At 62.4% G+C, this 21,501-nt stretch carries 15 protein-coding genes and 2 tRNA genes; 7 read left to right on the top strand and 10 right to left on the bottom strand.

Annotated elements, in window-relative coordinates:
* Positions 1-5: 5 nt before the first annotated feature.
* Both HNQ39_RS16000 and HNQ39_RS15995 read left to right on the top strand, forming a co-directional pair.
* On the top strand, positions 6-551 hold the full coding sequence (locus tag HNQ39_RS16000) for a hypothetical protein (protein ID WP_184198360.1): 546 nt from the start codon (positions 6-8) through the stop codon (positions 549-551).
* Positions 552-559: 8 nt separating this feature from the next.
* Positions 560-958 carry a hypothetical protein gene (locus tag HNQ39_RS15995; RefSeq protein ID WP_184198357.1) on the top strand — a complete coding sequence of 133 codons (399 nt, stop codon included), beginning with the start codon at positions 560-562 and terminating at the stop codon, positions 956-958.
* A 37-nt stretch (positions 959-995) separates the two neighbouring features.
* Here the strand turns inward: HNQ39_RS15995 and HNQ39_RS15990 are convergent, their stop codons facing one another.
* Both HNQ39_RS15990 and HNQ39_RS15985 read right to left on the bottom strand, forming a co-directional pair.
* Positions 996-3,029, bottom strand: coding sequence for an AAA-like domain-containing protein (locus HNQ39_RS15990; protein WP_184198354.1), 2,034 nt, complete (start codon positions 3,027-3,029; stop codon positions 996-998).
* Positions 3,030-3,105: 76 nt separating this feature from the next.
* Entirely contained in the window at positions 3,106-7,674 is a 4,569-nt protein-coding gene (locus tag HNQ39_RS15985) for an AAA-like domain-containing protein (RefSeq protein WP_184198351.1), read from the bottom strand.
* A gap of 196 nt (positions 7,675-7,870) precedes the next feature.
* Between HNQ39_RS15985 and HNQ39_RS15980 the strand changes: the two genes are divergently transcribed.
* On the top strand, positions 7,871-9,337 hold the full coding sequence (locus tag HNQ39_RS15980; protein WP_184198348.1) for an AAA-like domain-containing protein: 1,467 nt from the start codon (positions 7,871-7,873) through the stop codon (positions 9,335-9,337).
* A 290-nt stretch (positions 9,338-9,627) separates the two neighbouring features.
* Here the strand turns inward: HNQ39_RS15980 and HNQ39_RS15975 are convergent.
* The 6 genes from HNQ39_RS15975 to HNQ39_RS15950 form a co-directional block, all read right to left on the bottom strand.
* Positions 9,628-9,700 (bottom strand) — tRNA-Met (locus HNQ39_RS15975).
* Between the two features lie 73 nt (positions 9,701-9,773).
* Positions 9,774-10,847: a PD40 domain-containing protein gene (locus tag HNQ39_RS15970; RefSeq protein WP_184198345.1), complete on the bottom strand. Its 1,074-nt coding sequence runs from the start codon at positions 10,845-10,847 to the stop codon at positions 9,774-9,776.
* 3 nt (positions 10,848-10,850) lie between these two features.
* A complete protein-coding gene (locus HNQ39_RS15965) occupies positions 10,851-11,759 on the bottom strand; it encodes a DPP IV N-terminal domain-containing protein (RefSeq protein ID WP_184198342.1) in 909 nt (302 codons plus the stop codon).
* A gap of 43 nt (positions 11,760-11,802) precedes the next feature.
* Positions 11,803-12,621: a DUF4190 domain-containing protein gene (locus tag HNQ39_RS15960; protein ID WP_184198339.1), complete on the bottom strand. Its 819-nt coding sequence runs from the start codon at positions 12,619-12,621 to the stop codon at positions 11,803-11,805.
* Positions 12,622-12,641: 20 nt separating this feature from the next.
* A complete protein-coding gene (locus HNQ39_RS15955; RefSeq protein WP_184198337.1) occupies positions 12,642-13,406 on the bottom strand; it encodes a tetratricopeptide repeat protein in 765 nt (254 codons plus the stop codon).
* Between the two features lie 14 nt (positions 13,407-13,420).
* On the bottom strand, positions 13,421-14,695 hold the full coding sequence (locus HNQ39_RS15950) for a tetratricopeptide repeat protein (protein WP_184198334.1): 1,275 nt from the start codon (positions 14,693-14,695) through the stop codon (positions 13,421-13,423).
* 103 nt (positions 14,696-14,798) lie between these two features.
* On the opposite strand from HNQ39_RS15950, the gene mfd reads away from it, so the two are divergent.
* Complete coding sequence (mfd, locus tag HNQ39_RS15945) at positions 14,799-18,389, top strand: transcription-repair coupling factor (RefSeq protein ID WP_184198330.1); 3,591 nt, start codon at positions 14,799-14,801, stop codon at positions 18,387-18,389.
* 152 nt (positions 18,390-18,541) lie between these two features.
* Here the strand turns inward: mfd and HNQ39_RS15940 are convergent, their stop codons facing one another.
* Positions 18,542-18,931, bottom strand: coding sequence for a zinc-ribbon domain-containing protein (locus HNQ39_RS15940; RefSeq protein WP_184198328.1), 390 nt, complete (start codon positions 18,929-18,931; stop codon positions 18,542-18,544).
* A 42-nt stretch (positions 18,932-18,973) separates the two neighbouring features.
* Between HNQ39_RS15940 and HNQ39_RS15935 the strand changes: the two genes are divergently transcribed.
* The 3 genes from HNQ39_RS15935 (at position 18,974) to HNQ39_RS15925 (ending at position 20,595) form a co-directional block, all read left to right on the top strand.
* On the top strand, positions 18,974-19,729 hold the full coding sequence (locus tag HNQ39_RS15935) for a sugar phosphate isomerase/epimerase family protein (RefSeq protein WP_184198324.1): 756 nt from the start codon (positions 18,974-18,976) through the stop codon (positions 19,727-19,729).
* A gap of 108 nt (positions 19,730-19,837) precedes the next feature.
* The gene (locus HNQ39_RS15930) at positions 19,838-20,515 is read left to right on the top strand and encodes a hypothetical protein (protein WP_184198321.1); all 678 of its coding nucleotides are present in this window, start codon (positions 19,838-19,840) and stop codon (positions 20,513-20,515) included.
* Between the two features lie 7 nt (positions 20,516-20,522).
* Positions 20,523-20,595: transfer RNA gene (locus HNQ39_RS15925), tRNA-Arg, on the top strand.
* 51 nt (positions 20,596-20,646) lie between these two features.
* Here HNQ39_RS15925 and tpiA read toward each other — a convergent pair.
* Positions 20,647-21,441, bottom strand: coding sequence for a triose-phosphate isomerase (tpiA, locus tag HNQ39_RS15920; RefSeq protein WP_184198318.1), 795 nt, complete (start codon positions 21,439-21,441; stop codon positions 20,647-20,649).
* Positions 21,442-21,501 lie beyond the last annotated feature (60 nt).

Raw genomic sequence — 21,501 nt, 5'->3', positions numbered from 1 at the left:
AATCTATGGCTGACCAAATTCCTGTATGTGATCTTGCTGAGGCACTCGCCACACAGGAAATCGAAGCATTGGTCTTTCTGCCCTTTGCAATCCGATGCCTCCAGGCGAGCAACGTCGAGGCAAACCAGGCTCAGCTCTCGGTACGGATTCTGCAACGAGATGGGATCAAGCTGACAAAAACTCTGAGAGTGCAATGGTCTCAGGAACACATTCCGACTCTGCCGCCCGCAGTGCAGTCTCACATCATCACAGAGTGGGGTGCTCTGGGAGTTGCATGTGCGGTGCTTCATGGGCTTGGGGATGGGCTCCGGCTCACCTCAGTGGCACATGAGGGGGATCGGTTCGACTACTGGGTCGGCAACGATGAGCAAGAGTGGGGCCTTGAAATCAGTGGCACGGGTGCAGAGAGCTTGGAAGAGCGACACAAAGAGAAAGTGGATCAGCTCCTCGGCAACCCTTACGGCGTCGATGGTTTTGTGATCGTGGTGCGCTTCGCCTCGCAGGAGGCCTGGTTCACCTTCCATAGAGTACGGGAGCGGAGAGTACGATAATGAGCAGCATGAGGCGTGGTGTGCGTACCGAAGAGATGCAGGAGCAAGAGCGAAGCAAGTCCGGGCTTCTGCTGCGTGGCCGCTTGGCAAAAGAGCTGGGCCAGCACGATGAAGCGGCAAAGCTCTTCGGCGAGGCGGCAGCGTTGGAAGAAGCCCTCGCTCAGGCCTACGCGGCGCAGGGAATCTCCGAGCAGGTCTGGCGGCACGAGTTCAGCGCGGCGGGCTGCTGGTTCCAGGCGGGTAACTTCCTGCGCTCCCTGGAACTCTGCGACAAGCTCATGGCCACTCCCGATGCTCCCGAAACTCTGCGTGAGCGAGCTCGCTCCTATGCGCAGACACTTCGAGAGCGGAGAGATCGCCTCTGGACGGAATTGCTCCAGTCGGAACACACGCTTGTCGCTGCCTAAAACCGAACCTGTGTAAGGAAGGTTTAGACGTTACTCATTAGGTTAGATGGTCGGCGAGATGGCGCTTGTAGAGCTCACAGCGGAAGCGGACACTGCCGTCGCGGTCCTGCCGAATGATCCCGGCGGCAAGTAAGCGGTAGTAGGTGCTCTGGTCGTTGTTGGGCTTGCCGGCAAGTAGGGCGCGGACGAACTCCAGCACGGGGGGGAGGCTGGAGACCGAGACCAGGATGCGCTTAAGGTGATCCCCAAACGGGCCATCGTCGCGGGTGGCGCTCTCCAGCAGACCTGCAAAGTCCAGCTTGCCGGTGGCGAGGGAGTCTAAGGCCCGGCGGGTGAGAAATGGCTGACCTGCGATGAGCGCCTGGAGCTTCTCCACCTCCTGGTAGCTGCGTAGCGGCGAGCCATAGCGCCCATTCAGGTCCACCATCTGCTGTGCGTTGAAGTCCTCCAGCTCGATGCGCCGCCCGACATTAAACGGCGACTGGTTCAGATCCTGAATGAAGAGATGTGCCTCCGTGGCGTAGGAGATCACCACCGTCAGCTTGCTCCAGGGGCCGTCGGGCTCGATGGAGCGTGAGTTGTGCCAAGAGCGCACCAGCCCAAAGAAGTCGCTGGCAAACGGCGCGAGAAAGAGCTTGTCCACCTCATCCATGAACCAGACCAGGTGCTCGTCCTGCTCTTCGATCAGCGCCCGAAGAAACGCCTCCATGTTTAAGTTGGCCCCAAAGAGATCTAGCCACTCGTTCTCAAAGTCGTACTTGAACTTGAGCTGACGGGCAAGAGTCGCCGCGACAAGTTTGTAGAACGTCTCCTCATTGCTCATCTGGCTCATGTTGAGCTTCTGAAAGTCGGTCATCCCGATGCGCCAGCCACGGTCGCGGGCATGCTTGTTGCCCTGGGCCAGCAGGCTGGTCTTGCCCATCTGCCGCGCACCGCGCACCAGCAAGATGCTCTCGTGGTTGTCCAGCGCGGTGAAGAATTCCGGGTCGGTGGCGCGTGCGATATAGAACGGGGAGCCGGGGGGCACCGCGCCGCCGACGGGCTCTAGCTTGATCTCCTCTTGGCGGGGCCTCAGCGGCTCATGGATCGCAGAGAGCAATTCTACGACAAGCCTTGCGTCGTCGCCCTCGCCGTGCCACTCGAAGTAGTTGAGGGGCTTGATGATTGAGGCAATCACGCCGTCGAGCGGCTCCTCGTTGCCGATCTTGACGGGCAGAAGCGCAGGCTTGCCGGTCTTCTGGTGCTGGTCGTGGGCGGTCTCCATCTCGTACTCGAGCATCTCGGACTGCATGGCCTTGGGGGAGACAATGGCGACCACGGCATCGGCGGCGCGGATCTTGTCCTCGATGGCGCGTGCCCACTCCACCCCGATCTTGAGGTGCTGGTCCACAAAGACCTCGTGGCCGTTCTCGATCAGGTGCCGCTCCAGCAGCTTCAGCACCTTCTCGTCCTCGGGGAGGTTGCGCTTGTAGAGCAGCACCACTTTCTGGCTGGGAATCCCCGATGTGGGCCGGGTGACACTCGCAGGCTTGGCTGCGTTGCCAAAGCCGTCGCCGTGGAGGCTAAAGAGCTGGATCTGCAGATCGTGCTTGGCGGTGCCATCGCCCAAGAGGTGCAGGCGCGGCTTCCAGTCGTCGAACTGACTGAGCACGAGGGCGTACTGGGCGGAGAGGAGGATATGTCCCGTGTCGCCAAAGCCCATCACGCGGCTGGCGGTGTTGATGCCCTCCCCGACCACGTTCTCGCTTCCCGTGATATCGAGCTGCTTCTGAACCAGGCCGCTGTGAATCCCCATGCGCACAGGGACACCAACCAGAGCTTTCTGAATCTCGATAGCGCACTGGGCGGCAGCGAGCACATCGACAAAGAATAGCAGCGCCATGCCATCGCCGGTGGGAATGGGCAGGACAGCACCGTCGTTCTTGGCGCGCTGGAAGGCAGTGCTGGCGTTGACGGCGGCATTGAGCTGCTCTAAGAGCTTGCCCTGGGTAGTCGTGGACTCCTTGGAGTAGCCGACCACATCGAGAAAGAGCACGTGGGCGATCTGTGCGGCGCGTATCGGTTCGTTCATAGTCATAGTATAGAAATTCCTCCGTCACCGTTGCGTGACGGTGGGGGGCTTGCGTGACGGAATCTAATGGCTGGCGTTACTGCCCTGCTGGCTCAGGGAGCTTGAGGAGCCCCCGCGCTTCCTTGCCGATGGTGACCCAGAGCGCTTCCATCATGAAGTCCTCCTTGAGCTCTCGGCGGAGTGTGGCGGCATTTTCATAGGCGGCCTTCGCTTCCGCAGGCTTGCCCAGTTTGGCGTAGATACAGGACAGGTAGAGCGATATCTCAAAGTCATATTCCCTGCGGTCGCCCGCCTGTTTTTGGAGGAGAGTCAGAGCCTCTTGGTACTCCCCAAGGCGGTAGAGTCCTTCCGCGAGGTTCCCTGGCCCAACACTGCTGCTGATGTCATTGCGCGAGCGCCATTGATCTACGAGGCGACGAAAGGCCGCAGGATTGGCGGTAAGACCATCTGGAGTAAAGGTGCAGATGGAGAGGAAGGTGGAGGTTGAGTCGCTCCCGAGGACCTTGCTGTAGTTTTCCAGAATCTCTTTGCAGAGCTGTTGGTAGCCGCGTGTGTCACCGGCAAGGAGGAGAGCACAGGCGGCCTGAAGCGCGTTTTCTTCGTTTTTGGTTTGTCGGCAGATGGCGAGGTAGGCGGTTGCGGCCCGGGCGTAGTCCTTACGGGCGATTGCGTCACGGGCAGCACGCTCACGGGGAGCAAGAAGCGCCTCCTGGTAGGTACTCTTGACGCTGGTATCGTCGGGGTAGCGTGCGAGGAGCTGGGCAAGTAACGTCATGTCTACCCTCTCAGCCGCCTGTAGCTGAAGGACGCGTTTAAGGAGCTTGCTGTCTTCCACTTGAGCGATCCGCGAGACAGGAGTCGCAGGCCAAACGAGGATCTGTCCGTTAGCATCGCCACTGACGAGCGTGTGGCCGTCCGGGCTGAAGGCAACGGCATTGATCCAGTTTTTGTGTCCGTAGAGCGTGCGTAGCTCGCGGCCCGTGATGGTGTCCCAGAGCTTGACGGTCTGATCCCAGCACCCCGACGCCAGGGTCGTGCCGTCCGGCGAGAAGGTGAGGGTGTTCACCCGAAATTTAGAGTGTCCCACGAGAGTGTGAAGCACCGGAGAGGTCGGCTTGGTGGGGTCCAGAAGCTCTACACGACCATCGAAAAAGCCCACCGCGAGCTGCTTGCCCGAACGAGAGAAGGCGAGGGAGGTGGGCGGGGCACTGACAGTATCGCGACGGTAGGTGAGTGCCCAGTCGTTGCCTTTTTTCTGGTAGAAACTGAGCGTTCTATCCAAGCAGGCAATCACGAGAGTCTTGCCATCCGGGGAAAAGCCCATATCGAGGATATGGTTCAGGAAGCCCTTGAGTGTCTGAATCTCTCGTCCTGTCGCGGTATCCACGATAGCAACCGTCTGTGCATAATTACGAGTGGTGTTTTGACGGTAACCAAAGCCGACTGCCATGCTTTTGCCATCCGGGGCATAGGCAAAACAGGAGATCGATCCCTGGAAATCCTCCTGAAGGTTGCGGAGGCTCCACGCCGCTTTCTCTTTGCCGCTCGCACGGTCGAAGGTCACGAGCTCCCCGACGACGGACAACATGATGGAGCGCCCATCGGGAGTGAAGTGGGCACAGAAGCTCGCGGATGTTTTCCGGATCTGGGCGAGCGTTCGCTTGTTCCACGCAGCGTCCACATCGGCGACGGTCGCCGTGGGAGGAAGTTGAAAGAAAGCCCTCCCCTCCGCCGCTGATCGCACGACCTGTAGTTGGTGCAGGTAGCGCCCCAGCGTGAGTCCCTGGGGGGAAACGTCTAGCTCGACGACATCTCTGTTGGCAACTAGAAGTCTCTTGCCATCCGAAGAAAACTGCAGGGCGAGAACCGTGGGATCCACTCTTGGATCGTGCACAAACCTCACGGCTGCAATCGCCCCGGCTTTGGTCTGCAGGGAGCTCGTGGAGTCCTTCAGGGACCAGAGGCGCAGCCCCCCCTCCTCATCGGCGCTCAGGAGCTGGGTATCGTCGGAGGAAAAGCTTAGATGGAGGATACGGGATGTCTGCCCCTTGAACGAATGGAGGAGTGCGCCCGTCTGTGCATCCCAAACCCGTACGGTCCCATTGTCCGCTGCCGTGGCCAGTGCTTTGCTAGTGCTGGAAAAGGTTGCCACCCCCCCACGGGTGGCATGGGCATCGATCTTGAAACGTCCCAGGTTGGTCTTCAGATCCCAGACAATCACCTTGCCACTCTCGTCGGTGGTTGCGGCCTGTGTGCCATCGGGTGAGAGTGCCATCCCCGTACCGCTGGAGCGGTGCTGGAACTCACCGACGGGACGCAGCTCCCCATCCCCATCCAGCCTCTGCCCGAAGTACTGCCCCAGCGCTTTTACTGCCTTCCAATCCGGAAGCGTTTTCGAGGCGGTGTCGGGGAGGAGGAAAAAGTCGAAGGCATCCCGATAGGCGATGCGTGGGTTCGGCCCGGAGGTGACGAGTAGGCTCTGGGGACGTGCGATGTAGGTACTCGGCGAGATGCTGAACGGGAAGCGATGGAGAAACGTGCCTGTTTCCTGGTTCCAGACCAGCCAGCGTCCCGCTTCGTCCACGGCGGCGATATTATCGCCCTCCGGCGCAACGGTAACCCAAGCAATCGCACTGGGCTTCTCGTCCACGGTGAGCCACTTGGTCACGCGCTGGCTGGCAATGTCCACCACCGCCACCTTGCCCTCTTTTGTGCCGACGAAAGCGACATTACCCTTGGGCGAGAGGGCATAGGCATTGAGGCTGGCGCTGGGAACGAGCTTACTCAAGGCAATGGTCTTGCTGGGCGTTGTCTGGTTGGCCGCGTAGTGCGTTAGAATCCCACCTAAGTTTACCGTCCACAGCGAGCCATCGGGCAAAAAAGCGCTTCCGATCACCCGCGAGCCGCCATGAGGAAACGCCCGGCAGTTGCTCCCGCCCTGGTTGAGCTGTGTCCATAGATAGCGCCACGCAAACGAGTTGGTCGTGCTGGGATCGCGCTGGCAGTCCAGGAGTAACGAGCGTACTGCCTCCCCGGAGCCATCGGCTGTCTCCCACGCCTGGGCAGCGAGCTGTAGGTTTGCGTTGGCAAAGTAGCGCTCCGCCAGCGCCTTGGCTTCCAGTGCGCTCTTGCCGGATGCCAGCGCCTTCTTGCGCTGGTCGTCGGCCTCACGTCGTGCTCTCTCCCGCTGCTCGGCGAGCTGGAGCGACTCCCGTTTGGCCTGCTCCGAGCGGGTCAGCGCCAGTTTGGTCTGTTTCTCTGCGTTCGTTGCCTTCACGAGAGCGAGCTTTGTGGCGCGCTCTGCCGTGGTTGCCTTGACCAGTGCTTGCTCCTTCAAGAAACTCTGCTGGCGCTCCCGGCTTGCGGCCCGCACAGCGTTCTCGGTCTGCTGATCTGCAACAGCTAGCGCCTGCTTCAGTTTGGCGGCATTGTCTTGGGCGAGCTTGGCATTACGCTTGGCCTTGCTTTGCTCATTGAGCGCCCAGCCGGTGAGTCCTGCCATCCCTAGGGAAACGAACCCACCTAGAGCCGCCGCCCGGATCAAGCCCCGGCGATACGCTTCTTTCTGTCGCCGTAGCTCGGCGTCGGGCATGTGGGAGAGGACCCAGTTTTTGTCAAAGACATGGTCGTAGATCCGGTTGCGAATCACCAGATAGTCTTTGTCCAGCTTACACGCACCAGAGAGCCGTAGCACGCCACACAGCGGGTTTGTCTCATCGTCGCGCACCTTCTTGCCAGAGCTAACCTTGCCGTACAAGTCCAAGAGGCTCGCCAAGTCCACTTCACTCTTGAGCAAGCGATTTCGAACGAAGCTGATATTGTCATCGCTCTCTTGGGCAGACTTCGCCAAGAACAGTCCGTCGCAGAGCTGATCGACACTGGTATTTGGCTCTTCCACTACAGCTCGGCAAAGACGTTGTGTGAGATAGGGCTGCCCACCTGTCCAGTGCAAGATTCGGTCGAGGGTCGGCTTTCCATCGGGCAAGTGCTCGGCCAGTGGTGCCGCTTCAGCAGGCGTGAAGTCTCTTAGCTCAATGCGCCGCCCGACATTGAAGGGCGACATGCGCGTGTCGGAGATTAAGTCTGCCGGAGTGGCGGCACCAACGAGACAAAACGTCAATCGTTTGTAGATATCGTCCTGTGTGCGGCTGTTGTAGCAAGCGCGAACGGCGGCGAAGAACTCGTCGGCGGGGAAGCTTAATGAACGAACGGCGTCGATCTCGTCCACAAAGATCACAATGGGCTCGGGGATAGCCTCCAGGAGGACATCTCGGAGGGCGGTAAAGAAGCGCTGGACAGGCGGCAGGTGCGTGTTGGCGCGCCAGAACGCCAGCACTTGGCTACGGTGCTCCAAGGCACGTCCCGTCTCCGCGAGCAGTCCCGCGTACCACTGCTCTGCGGTGACGTTCTGTGCGCCGATTCGGGTCAGATCGAGAAAGGCGGTTTGTACGCCTGCGGCTTCGAGCTTGCCAATGGTACGGACGGAGAGGCTAGACTTTCCCATCTGGCGAGAGTTGAGTACGAAGCAGTAGTCACCAGCGAGCAACGCGGCAAGTAGATCGGTATCCGCGCGGCGCTCCACATAACTTGCCGCATTCGCTGGAACGGTGCCGCCCGTGATGAAGAAATTCAATGCCGTACTCATGAACTGTGCTTTCCTAGAAACCTTCTTTGCAGGAGTCCTGACGTTCTATAGGGAACTGAAGATACGTGCAATATACCCTTATTATAGAGAGGACTCCGTCACCGTTGCGTGACGTGCGGTGGTTTGCGTGACAAAATCCGTGCCGGTGCTGCTCTCGATACGGCTCTTTGGGGCCTTTTGCGTAACCAGAGGGGGCGTGAGTGTTCCTGGCCTGCATCTGCGGGAGGGGGAGCGCCTCCTGGCCTATCTTGTACTCCACCACAGCACCCCGATCACCTACCGAACCCTCGCCGGACTCTTCTGGCCCTCCGAAGCTCGTAGCGAGTCCGGGGAGTTTCCCTCGACGCGGCAAGCGATCTACTCGCTCCGCCAGCACCTCGGCGACGATGCCGGGGTGCTGGCCAGTGTCGGCAAGGGGGTCGTTCAGCTTAACCTCGACGGTATTGACTGCGATCTGCTCGCCTTCGACACCCAGGCCGCCAGCCCCGATCCGCAGGACTGGCAGAGAGCGCTCGTGCTCGCCGAAGCGCCACTCTTGGAGGGCTGGAGCGAGGTGTGGGCAGTGGAGGCACGCCAGCGACGGGCACGGATCGCGCAACGCCTACGAGAGCGCACTGCCAACACGACGCCCACAGAAACCATCGCTCTGGAGACCACGGGTGGGGCGGTTTTCCCTGGCTCGCGCTTCTATATCGAGCGGCCTGCCGACAGGGACTTTGCCGATGCCATCGCCCGCCGCGATAGCATCGTGCTGGTCAAAGGCCCCCGCCAGATCGGCAAGACCAGCCTGCTGGCACGCGGGCTAGAGCAGGCACGCCACCAGGGAACCCGCGTCGTCCTCACCGACATTCAAGCGCTCCCCGAGACCTGCCTCGCCACCCCGGATGTCTTCTTTCGCTTCCTCGCCCGCACCCTGGCGCTGGAGCTGGAGATCCCCTTCTACCCCGCCGACGACTGGCCAGAGGACCTGCCGCCCCAGACCAACCTAGAGATGTTCCTGCAGAGCCGCATCCTCGCTGCCGATCCGTCGCCGGTGATCTGGGCGCTCGACGAGACCGACCGGCTGCTCAGTAGCCCCTTTGCCTCGGATATCTTTGGCCTCTTTCGCTCCTGGCACAACCGGCGCGCCCTCAAGCCCACAAGCTCCTGGTCGCGCTTGACCCTGGCTATCGGCTACGCCACCGAGGCGCATCTCTTTATCCTGGATGCCAACCAGTCGCCCTTCAACGTGGGAACCCGTGCGACCCTCTCCGATTTCACACTCGCTCAGCTCTCAGAGCTCAACCAGCGCTACGGCTCCCCCCTGGCAACACAGAGCTCTCTGGAGCGCGTTCACGCTCTCACCGCTGGGCATCCCTACCTGACGCGCTGCTGCCTAGATGCGCTCGCCAGCCGTAACGCAACACTGGAGCACCTAGAAACCGAGGGGAGCCGCGACGAAGGCCCGTTTGGGGATCACCTGCGGCGCTTGCTAAGCGGAGTGCACGCCAGCCCCGAACTCGCCGCCTCGCTCCGTACTTTGCTGAGCGGTACCCCGCGCGTGCCAATTGACCACTTCTACCGGCTTCGAAGCGCAGGCATCATCGCCGGAGAGTCCGCCGATGCGGTGTCGCTCCGCTGTCGTCTCTACCAAGACTACTTCGCCAGACACCTAAACTCCTGAGTCGCTGGTTCACAAAATCTGACATTCTCTGAGACTCTCCTCTTGATTCAGACGAGTTCGAGCCAAACGAAGCACCTCAGATTCAATCTAGGGCTCTCCTTTTTGTTCCTCCAAAGTGGTTTGTGTGATTTCTTGACCAAACCTAATCATTTTTGATGGATTTTGATAGATTCCCTATTCTCCACAGCTCATTCATAGCCACGAGATGGCGCAGAGATAGGGCTAAAAATTACCTAGTCTAGAAGCAAAAAACCCTCATCTCTCTGGGGGGAGAGATGAGGGTCTGCGAAGTGCGGGGGAAGGACTTGAACCTCCGACCTTTGGGTTATGAGCCCAACGAGCTACCAACTGCTCCACCCCGCGTCGTTATGCAAGAGGTAGTATAGCCTGCACTTTCTCTTCTGTCAAGGAAATCAAAAAATTGTTTTCCTTTGCTTTACCACCAGACAGGGCTATGGTCGCTCAGGGTGCCGGGGGTTAGTTGTTGGAGGCCATTGGCGGAAAAGTCGAGCAGGGCGAGGGCGTAGCCGCCCGAGGCGGTGCGCACGCTCATGACGAGCTTTCCCCCATCGGGGCGGAAGGTGGGGTGGCGGTAGTCACCCGGTTCTGTGGTGAGGCGGCGAGGCTCCTCTTTGGCATCAAGATCGACCTTCCAGAGGTGTTTTTTACCGGGGGCCTCTTCAAAGCTGGCGACCAGAAAGCGCCCGTCGGGGGAGAAGGTGGGGTCGGAGGGGATGCCGGGGGGACAGGCTTCTAGTGCCGTGGGATTGCCACCTTGGGCGGGGATGCGCCAGAGAGCGGGCTTGCCCCCACGGTCGGAGACGAAGACGATCCACTTGCCACCGGGGGACCAGGCAGGCTGTGTATCGCGGCCGGGATGATTGGTAAGGCGCTGGGGCCTACCTCCGCCGGCAGAGACCGTGTAGAGCTCGTCGTTGCCGTCGCGGTGGGAGACAAAGGCGATTGTATTGTCATCGGGCGACCAGGTAGGTAGATCGGCATCTCCCCACTTCGGGTCGGTGAGCTGGTGGGAGCGTGTCAGGTTGTCGGCGATGGTGAAGAGTGCGAGCTGGTTGTTGACCGGTGCCACATAGGCGAGGCGGCCCTTGCGGGGGGCGCGTGCCGGGCTCTGGGCCCCGAGGGTGATGTTGCGTCGCAGCACGAGCGGCTCCTGGCCCGCCTCCCCCGTTGTGCAGAGGCCCACCCCATCGCGGACAAAGGTCAGGCGCGGGACGTGCAAGCGGTCGTAGTCTTGACGGGGCCAGCGGGAGTCCGGCCAGCGCGGGATGGGATTGGTGAGGATGATGATATCCCGAAGCCCCCCCGAGTCCCGCCGGTCCCGGTCGTCGCGGCGGTCGTTGCGATCATCGCGCTGCTTGGTCTCCTCACGGGAGCGCGTCTCGGTCTTGGTGGGCTTCTCTTCTTGCTTTTTTTCCTCTCGCCCCCGTGCTTGGGCAAAGGCGGTGGACGCGACGCTTAGGGCGAGGGCGGTCACGAGAAGTTTCTTCATGGGTTAGTGTCTCCGGTTTCGTAGCACCGCGCGGGTATGGGCACCCGAATCGGCCTCAGGAGTATCGGTGAGGTGGCGGACATTGAGACCGTCGGGGTCGGCGGCATAGATCTCAAAGTTCCCCGTACGGTTTGAGGCAAAGACCAGGGTCTGGCCATCGGCGGTATAGCTGGGCGAGTCGTCGTCGGCGGCATCGCTGGTCAGACGGCGCAGGTCCGAGCCATCGTTGGCATTGAGGGAGTAGAGATCGTACTTCCCGTTGCGGTTGGTGGCAAAGGCGATCGTGCTCCCCGACGGTGCCCAGGCGGGGGAGTCGTCGCTGGCTGTATTGTTGGTCAGGCGCTTCTGGTTGGTTCCATCCGCGTTCATCACATAGATCTCAAAATTACCATCGCGGTTGCTCCCGAAGGCAAGCTTAGTGCCATCGGGCGACCAGGCAGGGGTCTCTTCCTGGGCAGAGGTGTTGGTCAGCCGCCGGACATTGGTGCCATCCGCGTTCATCACGTAGACCTCGTCGTTGCCATCGCGGTCCGAGACAAAGGCGAGCTGCGTCCCATCGGGCGACCAAGCGGGATCGGCATCGAGCTTGTTGTTGCTCGTGAGCTGGACCACACTCTTGCCGCGTGCATCCATCGTGAAGAGATCGTAGTCACCACCATCGCGATCCGAGGTAAAGACAATCTTGGTGCGGTCTTGACTGAGCTTGGGCTGGAAGTCCCGCGCGGTGTTGCTGGTCAGGCGGGTTGGGTTGACCCCGCGGGTATCCATCAGGTAGATCTCCGCATTGCCATCGCGCGTGGACGTAAAGACGACCCGCTGGGGGTAGCGTAGGTCGAACCCGCTGCTCCCACAGCCTGTTAGTGCCAGGCAGGCGCCGAGCGCGAGCCCCCAAGAAACCAGTGTGCGTTTCATAGTCTCCTCTTAAAGACGCGCTCCCGCATCTCTTTGTGACAGCCTAGCGAAAACCGCCGCCCAGCCAGACCAGCCAGAGCAGGATCGCCCCCAGTGCCAGGAGCACCGTCCCCACCACCCCGAGCACGAGTCCTGCCTGGGCATTGGAGCGCTGGCGCTGGTCGGCCTGCGGGTTCTGGTCGAGGAGCTCTAGGGCACGCTTGCCGTGGTACCAGGCAAAGGGCGAGAGAATGGGAGTCAGGGTCAGGCCGAGGATTCCCATCACCAGCACATTGGTCCCATTGACGGGCGGTGCGACACTCGTGCCCACCATGGGGCGCTCCTGCTGGCGCTGTGCCTGGCCGTAGCCGTAGCCCGGTGATGCGGCGCTGTAGCCCCCGCCGTAGTCCAGGGTCGAGGGCGGGGTGTAGCTCTGGTTTGTCGGAGCGTAGTTCGGCGGTAGCGGCACCCGTCCCCCACTCGGGGCGGATGTTGGTGGTGGCGGCGGGGGTGCCATCCGCACGGGCGGGACCGTGGGGAGAGCATCGAGCTCCCGGAGGCGCTGCGTGGCTTGCTCATAGCCGGGATCGAGGGCCAGGGCGTGTGTAAAGTGCTGACGTGCCCCGCTCCGGTCGCCTGCCGCCTGGAGCGAGAGCGCGAGGTTATAGTGGTTCTTGGGCTGGTTGGGATCGAGGGCGACCGTGTGCTGGAAGGCCGCAACCGCCCCGGGGGTGTCCTCCAAGGCAGCGAGTGCGCCTCCGAGCAGGCGCCAGGCCCCCACATCCTTGGGATCCTGTGCCACGGCATCGGCGAGGGCGGCAGCGGCCTCTGAGAAGCGCCCCTCCTTCATCCGAAGTACCCCAACCTCACGTGGTGTCGACATCGCTGGTCTCTCCTTATACGTCACTCTGCCGCCAGAGCGATCCGGTAGGCCTGGCGTGTCCCCACTACAACCGCCAAGACATTGACAATAATCCAGATCCAGTCATCGGGGGCCCGGGCGATAAGAATCCCCCCCAGGATCACAAAGGCCACTCCTGCCACCCCACCGGCCAGCAGTGCGGCGGTTCGTCCGCCCCGCCCACAGGCCTTGGCGGTCAGGAGTCCCACCAGCCAGCCCGCGCCGTAGGCCACCAGCGGACCGCTGCCGACAAACTGGGACGCCAGGTTCCAGAGCCAGCAGGTCGCCCCTGCCACCACGACCGCAACCGCGCCGCCGAGCACAGCTCGCCCCAGCGAGACCGGCCCGCGCTGCCGCTCCAGCTGCGACATTCGGCGCTGTGCCTGCTGTGGGTCGTAGGTGGGGGCGGCGCTCAGGGCGATCACCTGCTTGAGAAAGGCCTTGCTGGGCGCGTGGTTGGGATCTGCCTCCAGAGCACGCTCCAGATAGAGGCGGGCCTCATCGTGGCGAGAGAGCCCCTCGCTAAGGGCGACCGCCAGGTTGTAGCGGTTGCGTGCGGTCGACTCCAGTGCCTCCGCCTTGCGAAAGGCGGAGACAGCGGCAGCCCAGTTCTTGCTCTGGCTCTGTGCAGCTCCGAGAAACTGCCAGGCCTCGGCGTCTTGTGGGTCGGCGACAGTTAGCTTTTGAAAAGCCGCTGTCGCCTCGGTAAACTCTTTGGCGCGAAGATGCGCCTTCCCGGGCTCGTATCGCGCGTTGGTTTCATCCATGAGTAAACGCTATTTTACCGCCCCATACCCCCTGGTTGCATTCCCTGTGTCTGACCATTGGGCTGGGTGACCGTCATCTTGCCCTGAGCATCAATATGCATCACCGTCCCATCCGACATTCGCATGGTCGAGGAGCCATCTCCCCCCTGCTCCTGGCGGATCTCCATCCGGGTTCCATCGGGCGCACGGATAGACTGGGTCTTAGGTTCGTCGCGCATTCCCGTGAGCGCGGAGAGGCCCAGCATAGAGAAGATAAGTGTCGAGACCGTGAAGAAGAGCACTGCTCCGAGCGCCACAAAGCCCAGCGCCCACCAGGCCCAGGTCCGCTGGCAGCTCTTGAAGTCATCGACATCGTCCCAGGAGCGGTTCTCCCAGCCCAAGCGGTTGCCAAAAAATCCCAGGAAGACACGCGCCAGGAGCTGGAGCACCTCGACCACCATGTCTCCCCAGCCGATATTGAAGCTTGCAAACCCGATACGGAGCACAAAGCGTCCCACAATCCAGTACTTGGCGATATCGCTCATCCCGTGGTTCCAGAGCCAGATCGGGCCAAAGATCATCGCCCCGAAGTTGAAGCCACGCACCGCCCCCTCGACATCGCCCTGGAGGCCGCGGTAGGCATCGTAGCCCGTGGCGCGGATTCCCTCGTGGATATCGAGGGGCTTCTCGCGCGAGCCGGTCGGGGGTCCCGCTGTAGGCGCACTGAGGCTCGACGGTGGCGTGTAGCCTCCCGGCGAGGCGCTGTACTCGGGCGCACCTCCTCCAACGGGCTGCAAGCCCGCCATTGTCGGAGCGGGCGGCTCTGGTGCCCCTCCCCCAATGGGCGCGAGCCCCCCAATCGGAGCGAGCCCCGCGCCTCCCCCGACCGGTGTCAGGCTGGTGCGCGGCGGCGGCGGCGCGGCGGGCGTCAGGGTGCCCATCGGGGCGGGGGCGGTCTTGGCGGCCAGGTCGCGCAGACGCAGGCGCGCTTGCTCGTAGCTGGGGTCCAGCGCCAGTGCTTTCTCTAGGTGTTGCCGGGCCTCGTTGCCACGCTCGGCCACCTGGAGAGCGACCGCCAGGTTGTAGTGGTTCTTTGCGGAGGTCGGTAGCAGGGTAACTGCCTTCTGAAACGCGGTAACCGAGCCCTCCGGGTCGTGGCTCTGCCCTAGTGCGGCCCCCAAGAGCCGCCAGGTCCCCTCATCTTGGGGGTTCTGCTCCGCTGCCTGCTGTAAAAGCGTGACCGCTTCCCGAACCTTCCCTTCGCGTAAAAGCTGCGCGCCCTGGTCGCGCAGTGTCTGCTCATCTGCCATATCAACTATCTCCTTTGCGATTAGCAAGAGTATACGACTCTTTACTTCTCCTGGAGTGACACAAACGGAATTTTTTTCTTGCGAGGGGTATAATCCCGTTTCCATGAACTTGACCGCTCTGCTCTCACAGGCGGATGGCTGGAAGACCCTGGCGCAGGCCGAAGAAGCACTGCGGCAGGGTCTCTGTGCTGTCCAGCTCGAAGGAATGCCTGTCGCTGGACGAGGCTGGCTCCTGGCACGCCTCGCCCAAGACTTCTCTCAGCCTCTGGTTGTCGTGACCTACACCGACGATGCCGCGGCGCGGCTGGCGGAGGATATCGCACTCTTTGGGATCGAGGGGGTGGAGCGGCTTCCCAGCTCGCTCAACCTACTCTTAGACGATGCCGACTCGGAGCGGGATGTGCGTGGCTCGGGCAAGCGCGTGCGGCTCTTGGGCGACCTAGCACAGGGGAGCTACCCCAAGGTGCTGGTGACCACGGCCACCGCCCTGCTCCAGCTCGCCCCGCCACCGTCGGTGCTCAAGGCACGGCGCTTGACAGTCACGGTGGGCAGCACGCTCTCGCTCGACCAGACCGCCGCGCGCCTCAATGCCTTTGGCTACCGCCGCACCGATCTCGTGCAGCTTCCGGGGACGTTCGCACGGCGCGGCGATCTCTTGGATGTCTGGCCCGCCGACTCGGAAGGCCCGATTCGGATCGACCTCTTTGGCGATGATGTCGAGAGCATCCGGCCCTTTGACCCTGAGAGCCAGCGCAGCGACGGCAAGCGAGAGAGTGTCGTGATCGTCGCGGCGCACGAGATGGCCTACTCCCGTGAGCGCATGGCCGCCGCGCAAGAGACGCTGAAAAAGCAGCTCGCGGTCGCGCTGAAAAGCTTCGCCAGCGCCCCCGAGCGCGCCGAGAAGCTCCGCGATAGCGCCGAGGGCGACATTGTCAAGATCGGGCTGGCCAACTACTTCGGTGGGGTAGAGCGCTACCTGCCCCTCCTCCACCCGGATGCCGTCCCCACCGCCAGCTTCCTCCCCGAGGGTGCCCTCCTGATCCTCGATGAGCCCGCGCAGCTGGAGCCCTACGCCGAGCGCGTCCTCGATGGCATCACCAAGAGCCTCGCCGGCCGCGCCGAGCGCGGCGAGATTCTCCCCCCCTCAGGCTCCCCCAATCTTGGGGGCGGGGGGGGCCTCTGGGGCGAGTTCACCCCAACCTTCCAAGCGCTCACGGCAGCCCACCCGACCTTGCTCCTGACACTCTTGGCGCGCGCCCTGCCGTTCTTGGCACCGTCGCAGCACCTCACTGTCCAAGGCGCGCCCGCCGAGAGCTTTGGGGGACGCCCCGCCCCCCTCAAAGACGCGATCGCGACCTGGACCAGCAACGGGGCCACCGTGGCGATTGTCTCGGCGCAGGCTCCGCGGATTCGGGGTTTTGGCGTTCTGGAGACCGAGAAGGTCAAGCTGATCGACGGCCTGCTCCCCGCGGGCTTCCGCCTCCCCGAGGCCGGGCTGGTCGTGCTCTCCGATGCGGAGATCTTCGGAGACCGGCATAAGTTCAAGAAGCAGACCAAGCGCAAGGAGTTCCGCGAGGGAATGCGCATCACGAGCCTGCTCGATGTCAAGGCGGGCGACTACGTGGTGCATATCCACCACGGGGTCGGGGTCTACGCGGGGCTGACCAAGATGAACACCGCGCCGTTTCCGGGCGCGCCTCCCGTGGAGAAAGAGTTTTTAGTCATCGCCTACGAGGGCTCCGACCGGCTCTATGTACCGGTGGACCAGGTGGACCGGGTCCAGAAGTACATCGGCAGCGAGGGCGGCTCGCCCAGTGTCAATAAGCTGGGAGGAACGGAGTGGCTCAAGGCGACCGCCAAGGCCAAGCGTCAGGTTAAGGAGATCGCCGGGGAGCTGATCGCCCTCTATGCCAAGCGCCAGTCCATTGAGGGCTATGCCTACGCCCCCGACTCGCCCTGGATTCAGGACATGGAGCAGGCCTTCCCCTACACCGAGACCCCGGATCAGCTCGCGGCCATTGAAGACGTGAAGCGGGACCTAGAGTCTCCCCGCCCAATGGACCGCCTGATCTGTGGCGATGTGGGCTTTGGCAAGACCGAGGTGGCGATGCGCGCCGCGTTTAAAGTGGCGAGTGAGGGCCGGCAGGTGGCGGTCTTGTGCCCCACGACGGTTCTGGCGTCCCAGCACTTCCAGACCTTCAGCGAGCGCCTCGCCGCCTTCCCCGTGCGGGTCGATCAGCTCTCGCGCTTCCGAAGCAATAAGGAGCACAGCAAGACCATCGAAGACCTGCGGGTTGGCGGTGTGGATATCGTGGTGGGGACGCACCGGCTGCTCTCCAAAGATGTCGCGTTCAAGGACCTTGGGCTGGTGATTGTCGATGAGGAGCAGCGCTTTGGAGTCGTGCACAAAGAGCGCCTCAAGCAGCTCCGGCAGAGTGTCGATGTGCTGGCGATGAGCGCGACCCCGATTCCCCGCACGATGCACATGTCGCTCTCGGGAATCCGCGATATGTCCCTCATCAACGACCCGCCCGAGGGCCGCAGCGCGGTCAAGACCTATGTCAAAGAGTTCGATGACATGCTCATCCGCGAGGCGATCCTGCGCGAGCTCGATCATGGCGGCCAGGTCTACTTCCTGCACAACCGGGTCGAGAGTATCTACCATATCGCCAACCATATCGAGCAGCTAGTTCCCACCGCGCGCTGCAAAGTGGCGCACGGACAGATGAGCAACGACGACCTCGAAGACACGATGTTCGAGTTCTACCACAAGAAGTTCGATGTCCTGGTCTGCACCACCATTGTCGAGTCCGGGCTGGATATCCCCAATGTCAATACGATCATTATCGACAACGCCGACAAGCTCGGGCTCAGCCAGCTCTACCAGCTCCGCGGGCGCGTAGGGCGCTCCAAGGTGCAGGCCTACGCCTACCTGCTCTACCGGCGTGGGAAGAACCTCTCGACAATCGCCGAGCAGCGCCTCGATGCGGTCCGCGAGCTCACTGACCTGGGCAGCGGCTACAAGATCGCGCTCAGAGACCTAGAGCTACGCGGCGCGGGCAATCTTCTCGGGGCGGAGCAGAGCGGAACCGTGAGCTCGGTGGGCTTTGATCTCTACCTGCAGCTCCTGGAGCAAGCGATTCATGAGCTCAAGGGCGAGGAGCCGGATAAAGAGGATATCCCCCTCCCGACTGTCGATCTGCCCGTGGCCGCGACCATCCCGCAGACCTACATTCCTGCCGAGCCGCAGCGCATCCTGATGTACAAGAAGCTCGCCGCGGTCCGCGACCGCGCCGATGTCGCGCGCCTGCAAGATGAGTTCGAGGACCGCTTTGGCACGCCGCCCCCGCCGGTTTGGAATGCACTGGGGCTCCTGCGCCTGCGCCTGCGCTGCGCGGAGGTGGGGATCGAGAGCATCCAGACCGAGGCACGCCAGGTGATCGTCACCTTCAAGGCCGGAGTCGCGCTTCCCAAGCACGCGGTCCGTGCGCTCGCCGCCGCCTTCAAGCCCGCGCAGGGCTACAGCTTCGAGCCGGGAAAAGTGGTGATGAACATCCAGACCCTAAAAGTGCTCCCCCAGACCGAGGAGCTGGTCGAGTACCTCGACAAGGCGCTGAAAGAGCCCCCGCCCACCCCGGACTCCAAGTCCGAGGAGCGCCGCCGCGACATCCGCGCCAGCCTGCGAGGGAGATAGAAAAGGGCCGGCCTCATGGACGAGGCGGGCCCGCTTCGCTTCTGGCGCAAGCGCCACAAAGTCGCTCCGCGACATCCCTCCCTGCGGGCTCGGCCCGCTTCGCCGAAGGCGCACCCAAAGGGTACCCGGTCAGGGACTTTCAGGCCCTGGCTCTAAAAATCGCGGCCAAAGAGGCTGGCGATGAAGCGGACGACCATCGCCCAGAAGCCAAAGATCCAGTAGCCACGGCCGCTACTTGCCACGTCAGAGACGCCACGGGCGACTTCGTGGGCGACGCCGCGGGGGCGGAGGGGGGTTCGGTGGCGGGAGCAGGCCTTGCAGCGGTTACCAGCGGGACCGAAGACAACACATTTCTGGCAGATGGGAGTCTCGCAGCGGCCACAGCGTAGGAGTGTCGGGACTTTGGGGTGGCGCGAGCAGTAGTACGCGCCGTCTTGGCCCTCGACAGCGACGGGATCGGGCGCGGGCTCTAGCTTTGCGCCACACTCGCCGCAGAACTTCTTTTCGTCGTCGTTTTGGGCATTACACTTCTTGCAGAACATTACCCCTTCTCCTTGCGCCCATTTTAGCGTAAACTCTCTGGCATGACACTGGGATTTTTAACCGACGGACGGGTCGAGGATGTCGCCTTTGCCGCCGCCGAGGGGTTTGGCTGCCTGGAGCTGGCGCTCTTTGGGGACACGCCACTCTTCGATGACTGTCGTGCGTTTAAGGCAGCACTCGCGGAGCATCAGATCACGCTCTCTGCCGTCTCGCTCTTTGGGCAGAACTACTTTGACGAAGCCACGGGGGCGGAGCGGCTGGTGCGCTTGGAGCGCGTGATCGCGCTGACCGCCCTGCTGGGGGCACCGGTCGTGGTCTTTGGGAGCGGCTCGGGTGCCGTAACTCCAACAGCCGCGGTGCGCAAGCTCCTGCCCCTAATCCACGATGCCCAGCAGCTTGGGCTGACCGCGGCGTTCTACAACTGCCACTGGGAAAACATTATCGACCGGCCCGCCGCCTGGGACGAAGCCCTGCCGCTTGCCTCGGGAGTGGGTGTCAAGTTCGATCCGTCGCACCCGATTCAGCTCCACCGGGACTGGAAAGCCGAGCTCTACCATGCGTCGGCGCAGCTCAAGCATGTCCACGCCAAAGACGTACTGGAGGTGGGCGGGAAGTTCGTCGCCGACCCCAATCCGGGCCTAGGCTCGATCCGCTGGGAGGAGTTCTTTGGGCTGCTCTACCACGCGGGCTACGACGGCGCGGTCTGTATCGAGCCCCACAGTGCGCTCTACACCGGCCCCCGCCGCTACGACTTCCTCAAGTTCTCCCGCGACTACCTGGCACGCTTCATCATTTAATCTTTTCTTGTTATTTCCGCGCAACTATGGAATATAGTGTTTGTATGAAGTCCTCCTCCATTCTCTTAGTCGGCGGCACCTTGGTGATTATTACGGTATAACCCGGGTATGCAATGCTGGGAATACGGGCGCTTTGTCGCCGGCGCAGCCACGCGCCGGTGGTCCGACGGTGCCCCGGTTGTGGTGGTGAAACAGCTTGAGAAGACCCAGAGTGTCTCGGGCTACACCGATAGCCTCTACGACGTCACGGTCGCGGGTCAGCCCAAGACCCTCTGGGGCGGCGAGCTCGCCAATGCCCTCTACCCCCTCTCCGATGGCCGTGTCTTTCTCACCCGCGTGGTGGGCACCGGCACCGGCAAGCTCCGCCAGCTAGAGGCGCGCCTCCACCAAGGCGGCAGTGTCCTGCGCTTCCCCGCCATCGAGGTACAAGAGAACGACCGCTTTGGCTACTCGCTGGGCGTCCTCGCCAGCGCCGGCCGTGGGCTACGAGACGTCGAGCGGCTCTTTCGTCTGAAGTTCACCTACGAGGCCTGCGACTACCCCAACGGTGAGGTGATCTTGCTCCAAAGAGGCAACCAGCTCGTCCTGGGTCCGCGTGCGCTCTCCAGCACGGGTGAGGTCGGTAGCCGCACCTATAAGCTCGTCTTCCCCCACGATTCCAGCGGTCGCCCTAACCAGATCCGCGAGGTGGCCACCCTCACCGAGCGCAGTGAGAAAGGGACGGTTCTACGGCAGAAAACGACGATCACGACCTACCACTGGACCGGGAGCCGTGTGATAAAATAGCCCAAGAGCACCCGTAGCTCAGCGGATAGAGCATCCGCCTTCTAAGCGGAGGGTCGCAGGTTCGAGACCTGCCGGGTGTACTGACAAACTGGCCCCCTGACCCCCGCTTGCGGGGGTCAGGGGGCCTTTAATTATGCAGCGTTGATGATAGCGGCGAAGTCGGCGGCTTTGAGGGCTGCGCCCCCGATCAGGCCACCGTCGATGTGCGGCTGGCTCAGCAGCTCGGCCGCGTTGTCGGGCTTCATGGAGCCGCCGTACTGTACCCGAACCGAGTCCGCAACCTCCACACCGTAGAGCGAGCGGACGGTCTGGCGGACGATGCCGCAGACACGGTTGGCCTCGGTGGGGTCGCAGACCTTGCCGGTGCCGATCGCCCAGACGGGCTCGTAGGCGAAGACTAGCTTCGGTGCCTGCTCGGTGGTGACTCCGGTGAGTGCACCGGCCACCTGCGACGAGACAACCAGGTCGGTCTTGCCCGCCTCACGCTCGTCGAGGGTCTCACCGATGCAGATAATCGGGACCAAGCCCGCCGCGATGACTGCCTTCACCTTGAGATTAACGGTCGCATCGGTCTCACCGTAGTGCTTGATGGTCTCCTCAGGCTCCGGGACACCAAAGCGCCCACGGGTCTCGGAGTGCCCTAGAATCACATAGCCCACGCCCGCGTCTTTGAGCATCTCTGCCGAGACCTGGCTGGTGTAGGCGCCCGTCGTCTTCCAGAACGCATCTTGCGCTCCGAGTTTTACTGTAGAGCCCTCTACCGCACCCCGCACGGTATGAAGCACCGTATAGGGGGGGCACACGATCACCGTGACTCCGCTCTTTTCCGCTACCGCCGCGACCACTTCTTGCGCCAGTGCCGACGCTTCCGCCGCAGTCCCCTTATTCATCTTCCAGTTACCCGCGATAATCGGGGTTCGTGCCATTTTCTCTCCCTCAAGTGCGGAAGGCTCCGCTCCATGAGTGTATCATACCCAAAATTAGCT

It is taken from the genome of Armatimonas rosea (assembly GCF_014202505.1).
In the GTDB taxonomy this organism is placed as follows: Bacteria; Armatimonadota; Armatimonadia; order Armatimonadales; family Armatimonadaceae; genus Armatimonas; species Armatimonas rosea.
The sequence above is the reverse complement of the archived record's forward strand: the minus strand, read 5'-3'. Positions and strand labels throughout refer to the sequence as shown.

What these genes read in the sequence shown, in the direction of transcription:
- HNQ39_RS16000 (WP_184198360.1), top strand. Translation starts at nt 6, where the DNA reads ATGGCTGACCAAATTCCTGTATGTGATCTTGCTGAGGCACTCGCCACA.
- HNQ39_RS15995 (WP_184198357.1), top strand. Translation starts at nt 560, where the DNA reads ATGAGGCGTGGTGTGCGTACCGAAGAGATGCAGGAGCAAGAGCGAAGC.
- HNQ39_RS15990 (WP_184198354.1), bottom strand. Translation starts at nt 3,029, where the DNA reads ATGAACGAACCGATACGCGCCGCACAGATCGCCCACGTGCTCTTTCTC.
- HNQ39_RS15985 (WP_184198351.1), bottom strand. Translation starts at nt 7,674, where the DNA reads ATGAGTACGGCATTGAATTTCTTCATCACGGGCGGCACCGTTCCAGCG.
- HNQ39_RS15970 (WP_184198345.1), bottom strand. Translation starts at nt 10,847, where the DNA reads ATGAAGAAACTTCTCGTGACCGCCCTCGCCCTAAGCGTCGCGTCCACC.
- HNQ39_RS15965 (WP_184198342.1), bottom strand. Translation starts at nt 11,759, where the DNA reads ATGAAACGCACACTGGTTTCTTGGGGGCTCGCGCTCGGCGCCTGCCTG.
- HNQ39_RS15960 (WP_184198339.1), bottom strand. Translation starts at nt 12,621, where the DNA reads ATGTCGACACCACGTGAGGTTGGGGTACTTCGGATGAAGGAGGGGCGC.
- HNQ39_RS15955 (WP_184198337.1), bottom strand. Translation starts at nt 13,406, where the DNA reads ATGGATGAAACCAACGCGCGATACGAGCCCGGGAAGGCGCATCTTCGC.
- HNQ39_RS15950 (WP_184198334.1), bottom strand. Translation starts at nt 14,695, where the DNA reads ATGGCAGATGAGCAGACACTGCGCGACCAGGGCGCGCAGCTTTTACGC.
- mfd (WP_184198330.1), top strand. Translation starts at nt 14,799, where the DNA reads ATGAACTTGACCGCTCTGCTCTCACAGGCGGATGGCTGGAAGACCCTG.
- HNQ39_RS15940 (WP_184198328.1), bottom strand. Translation starts at nt 18,931, where the DNA reads ATGTTCTGCAAGAAGTGTAATGCCCAAAACGACGACGAAAAGAAGTTC.
- HNQ39_RS15935 (WP_184198324.1), top strand. Translation starts at nt 18,974, where the DNA reads ATGACACTGGGATTTTTAACCGACGGACGGGTCGAGGATGTCGCCTTT.
- HNQ39_RS15930 (WP_184198321.1), top strand. Translation starts at nt 19,838, where the DNA reads ATGCAATGCTGGGAATACGGGCGCTTTGTCGCCGGCGCAGCCACGCGC.
- tpiA (WP_184198318.1), bottom strand. Translation starts at nt 21,441, where the DNA reads ATGGCACGAACCCCGATTATCGCGGGTAACTGGAAGATGAATAAGGGG.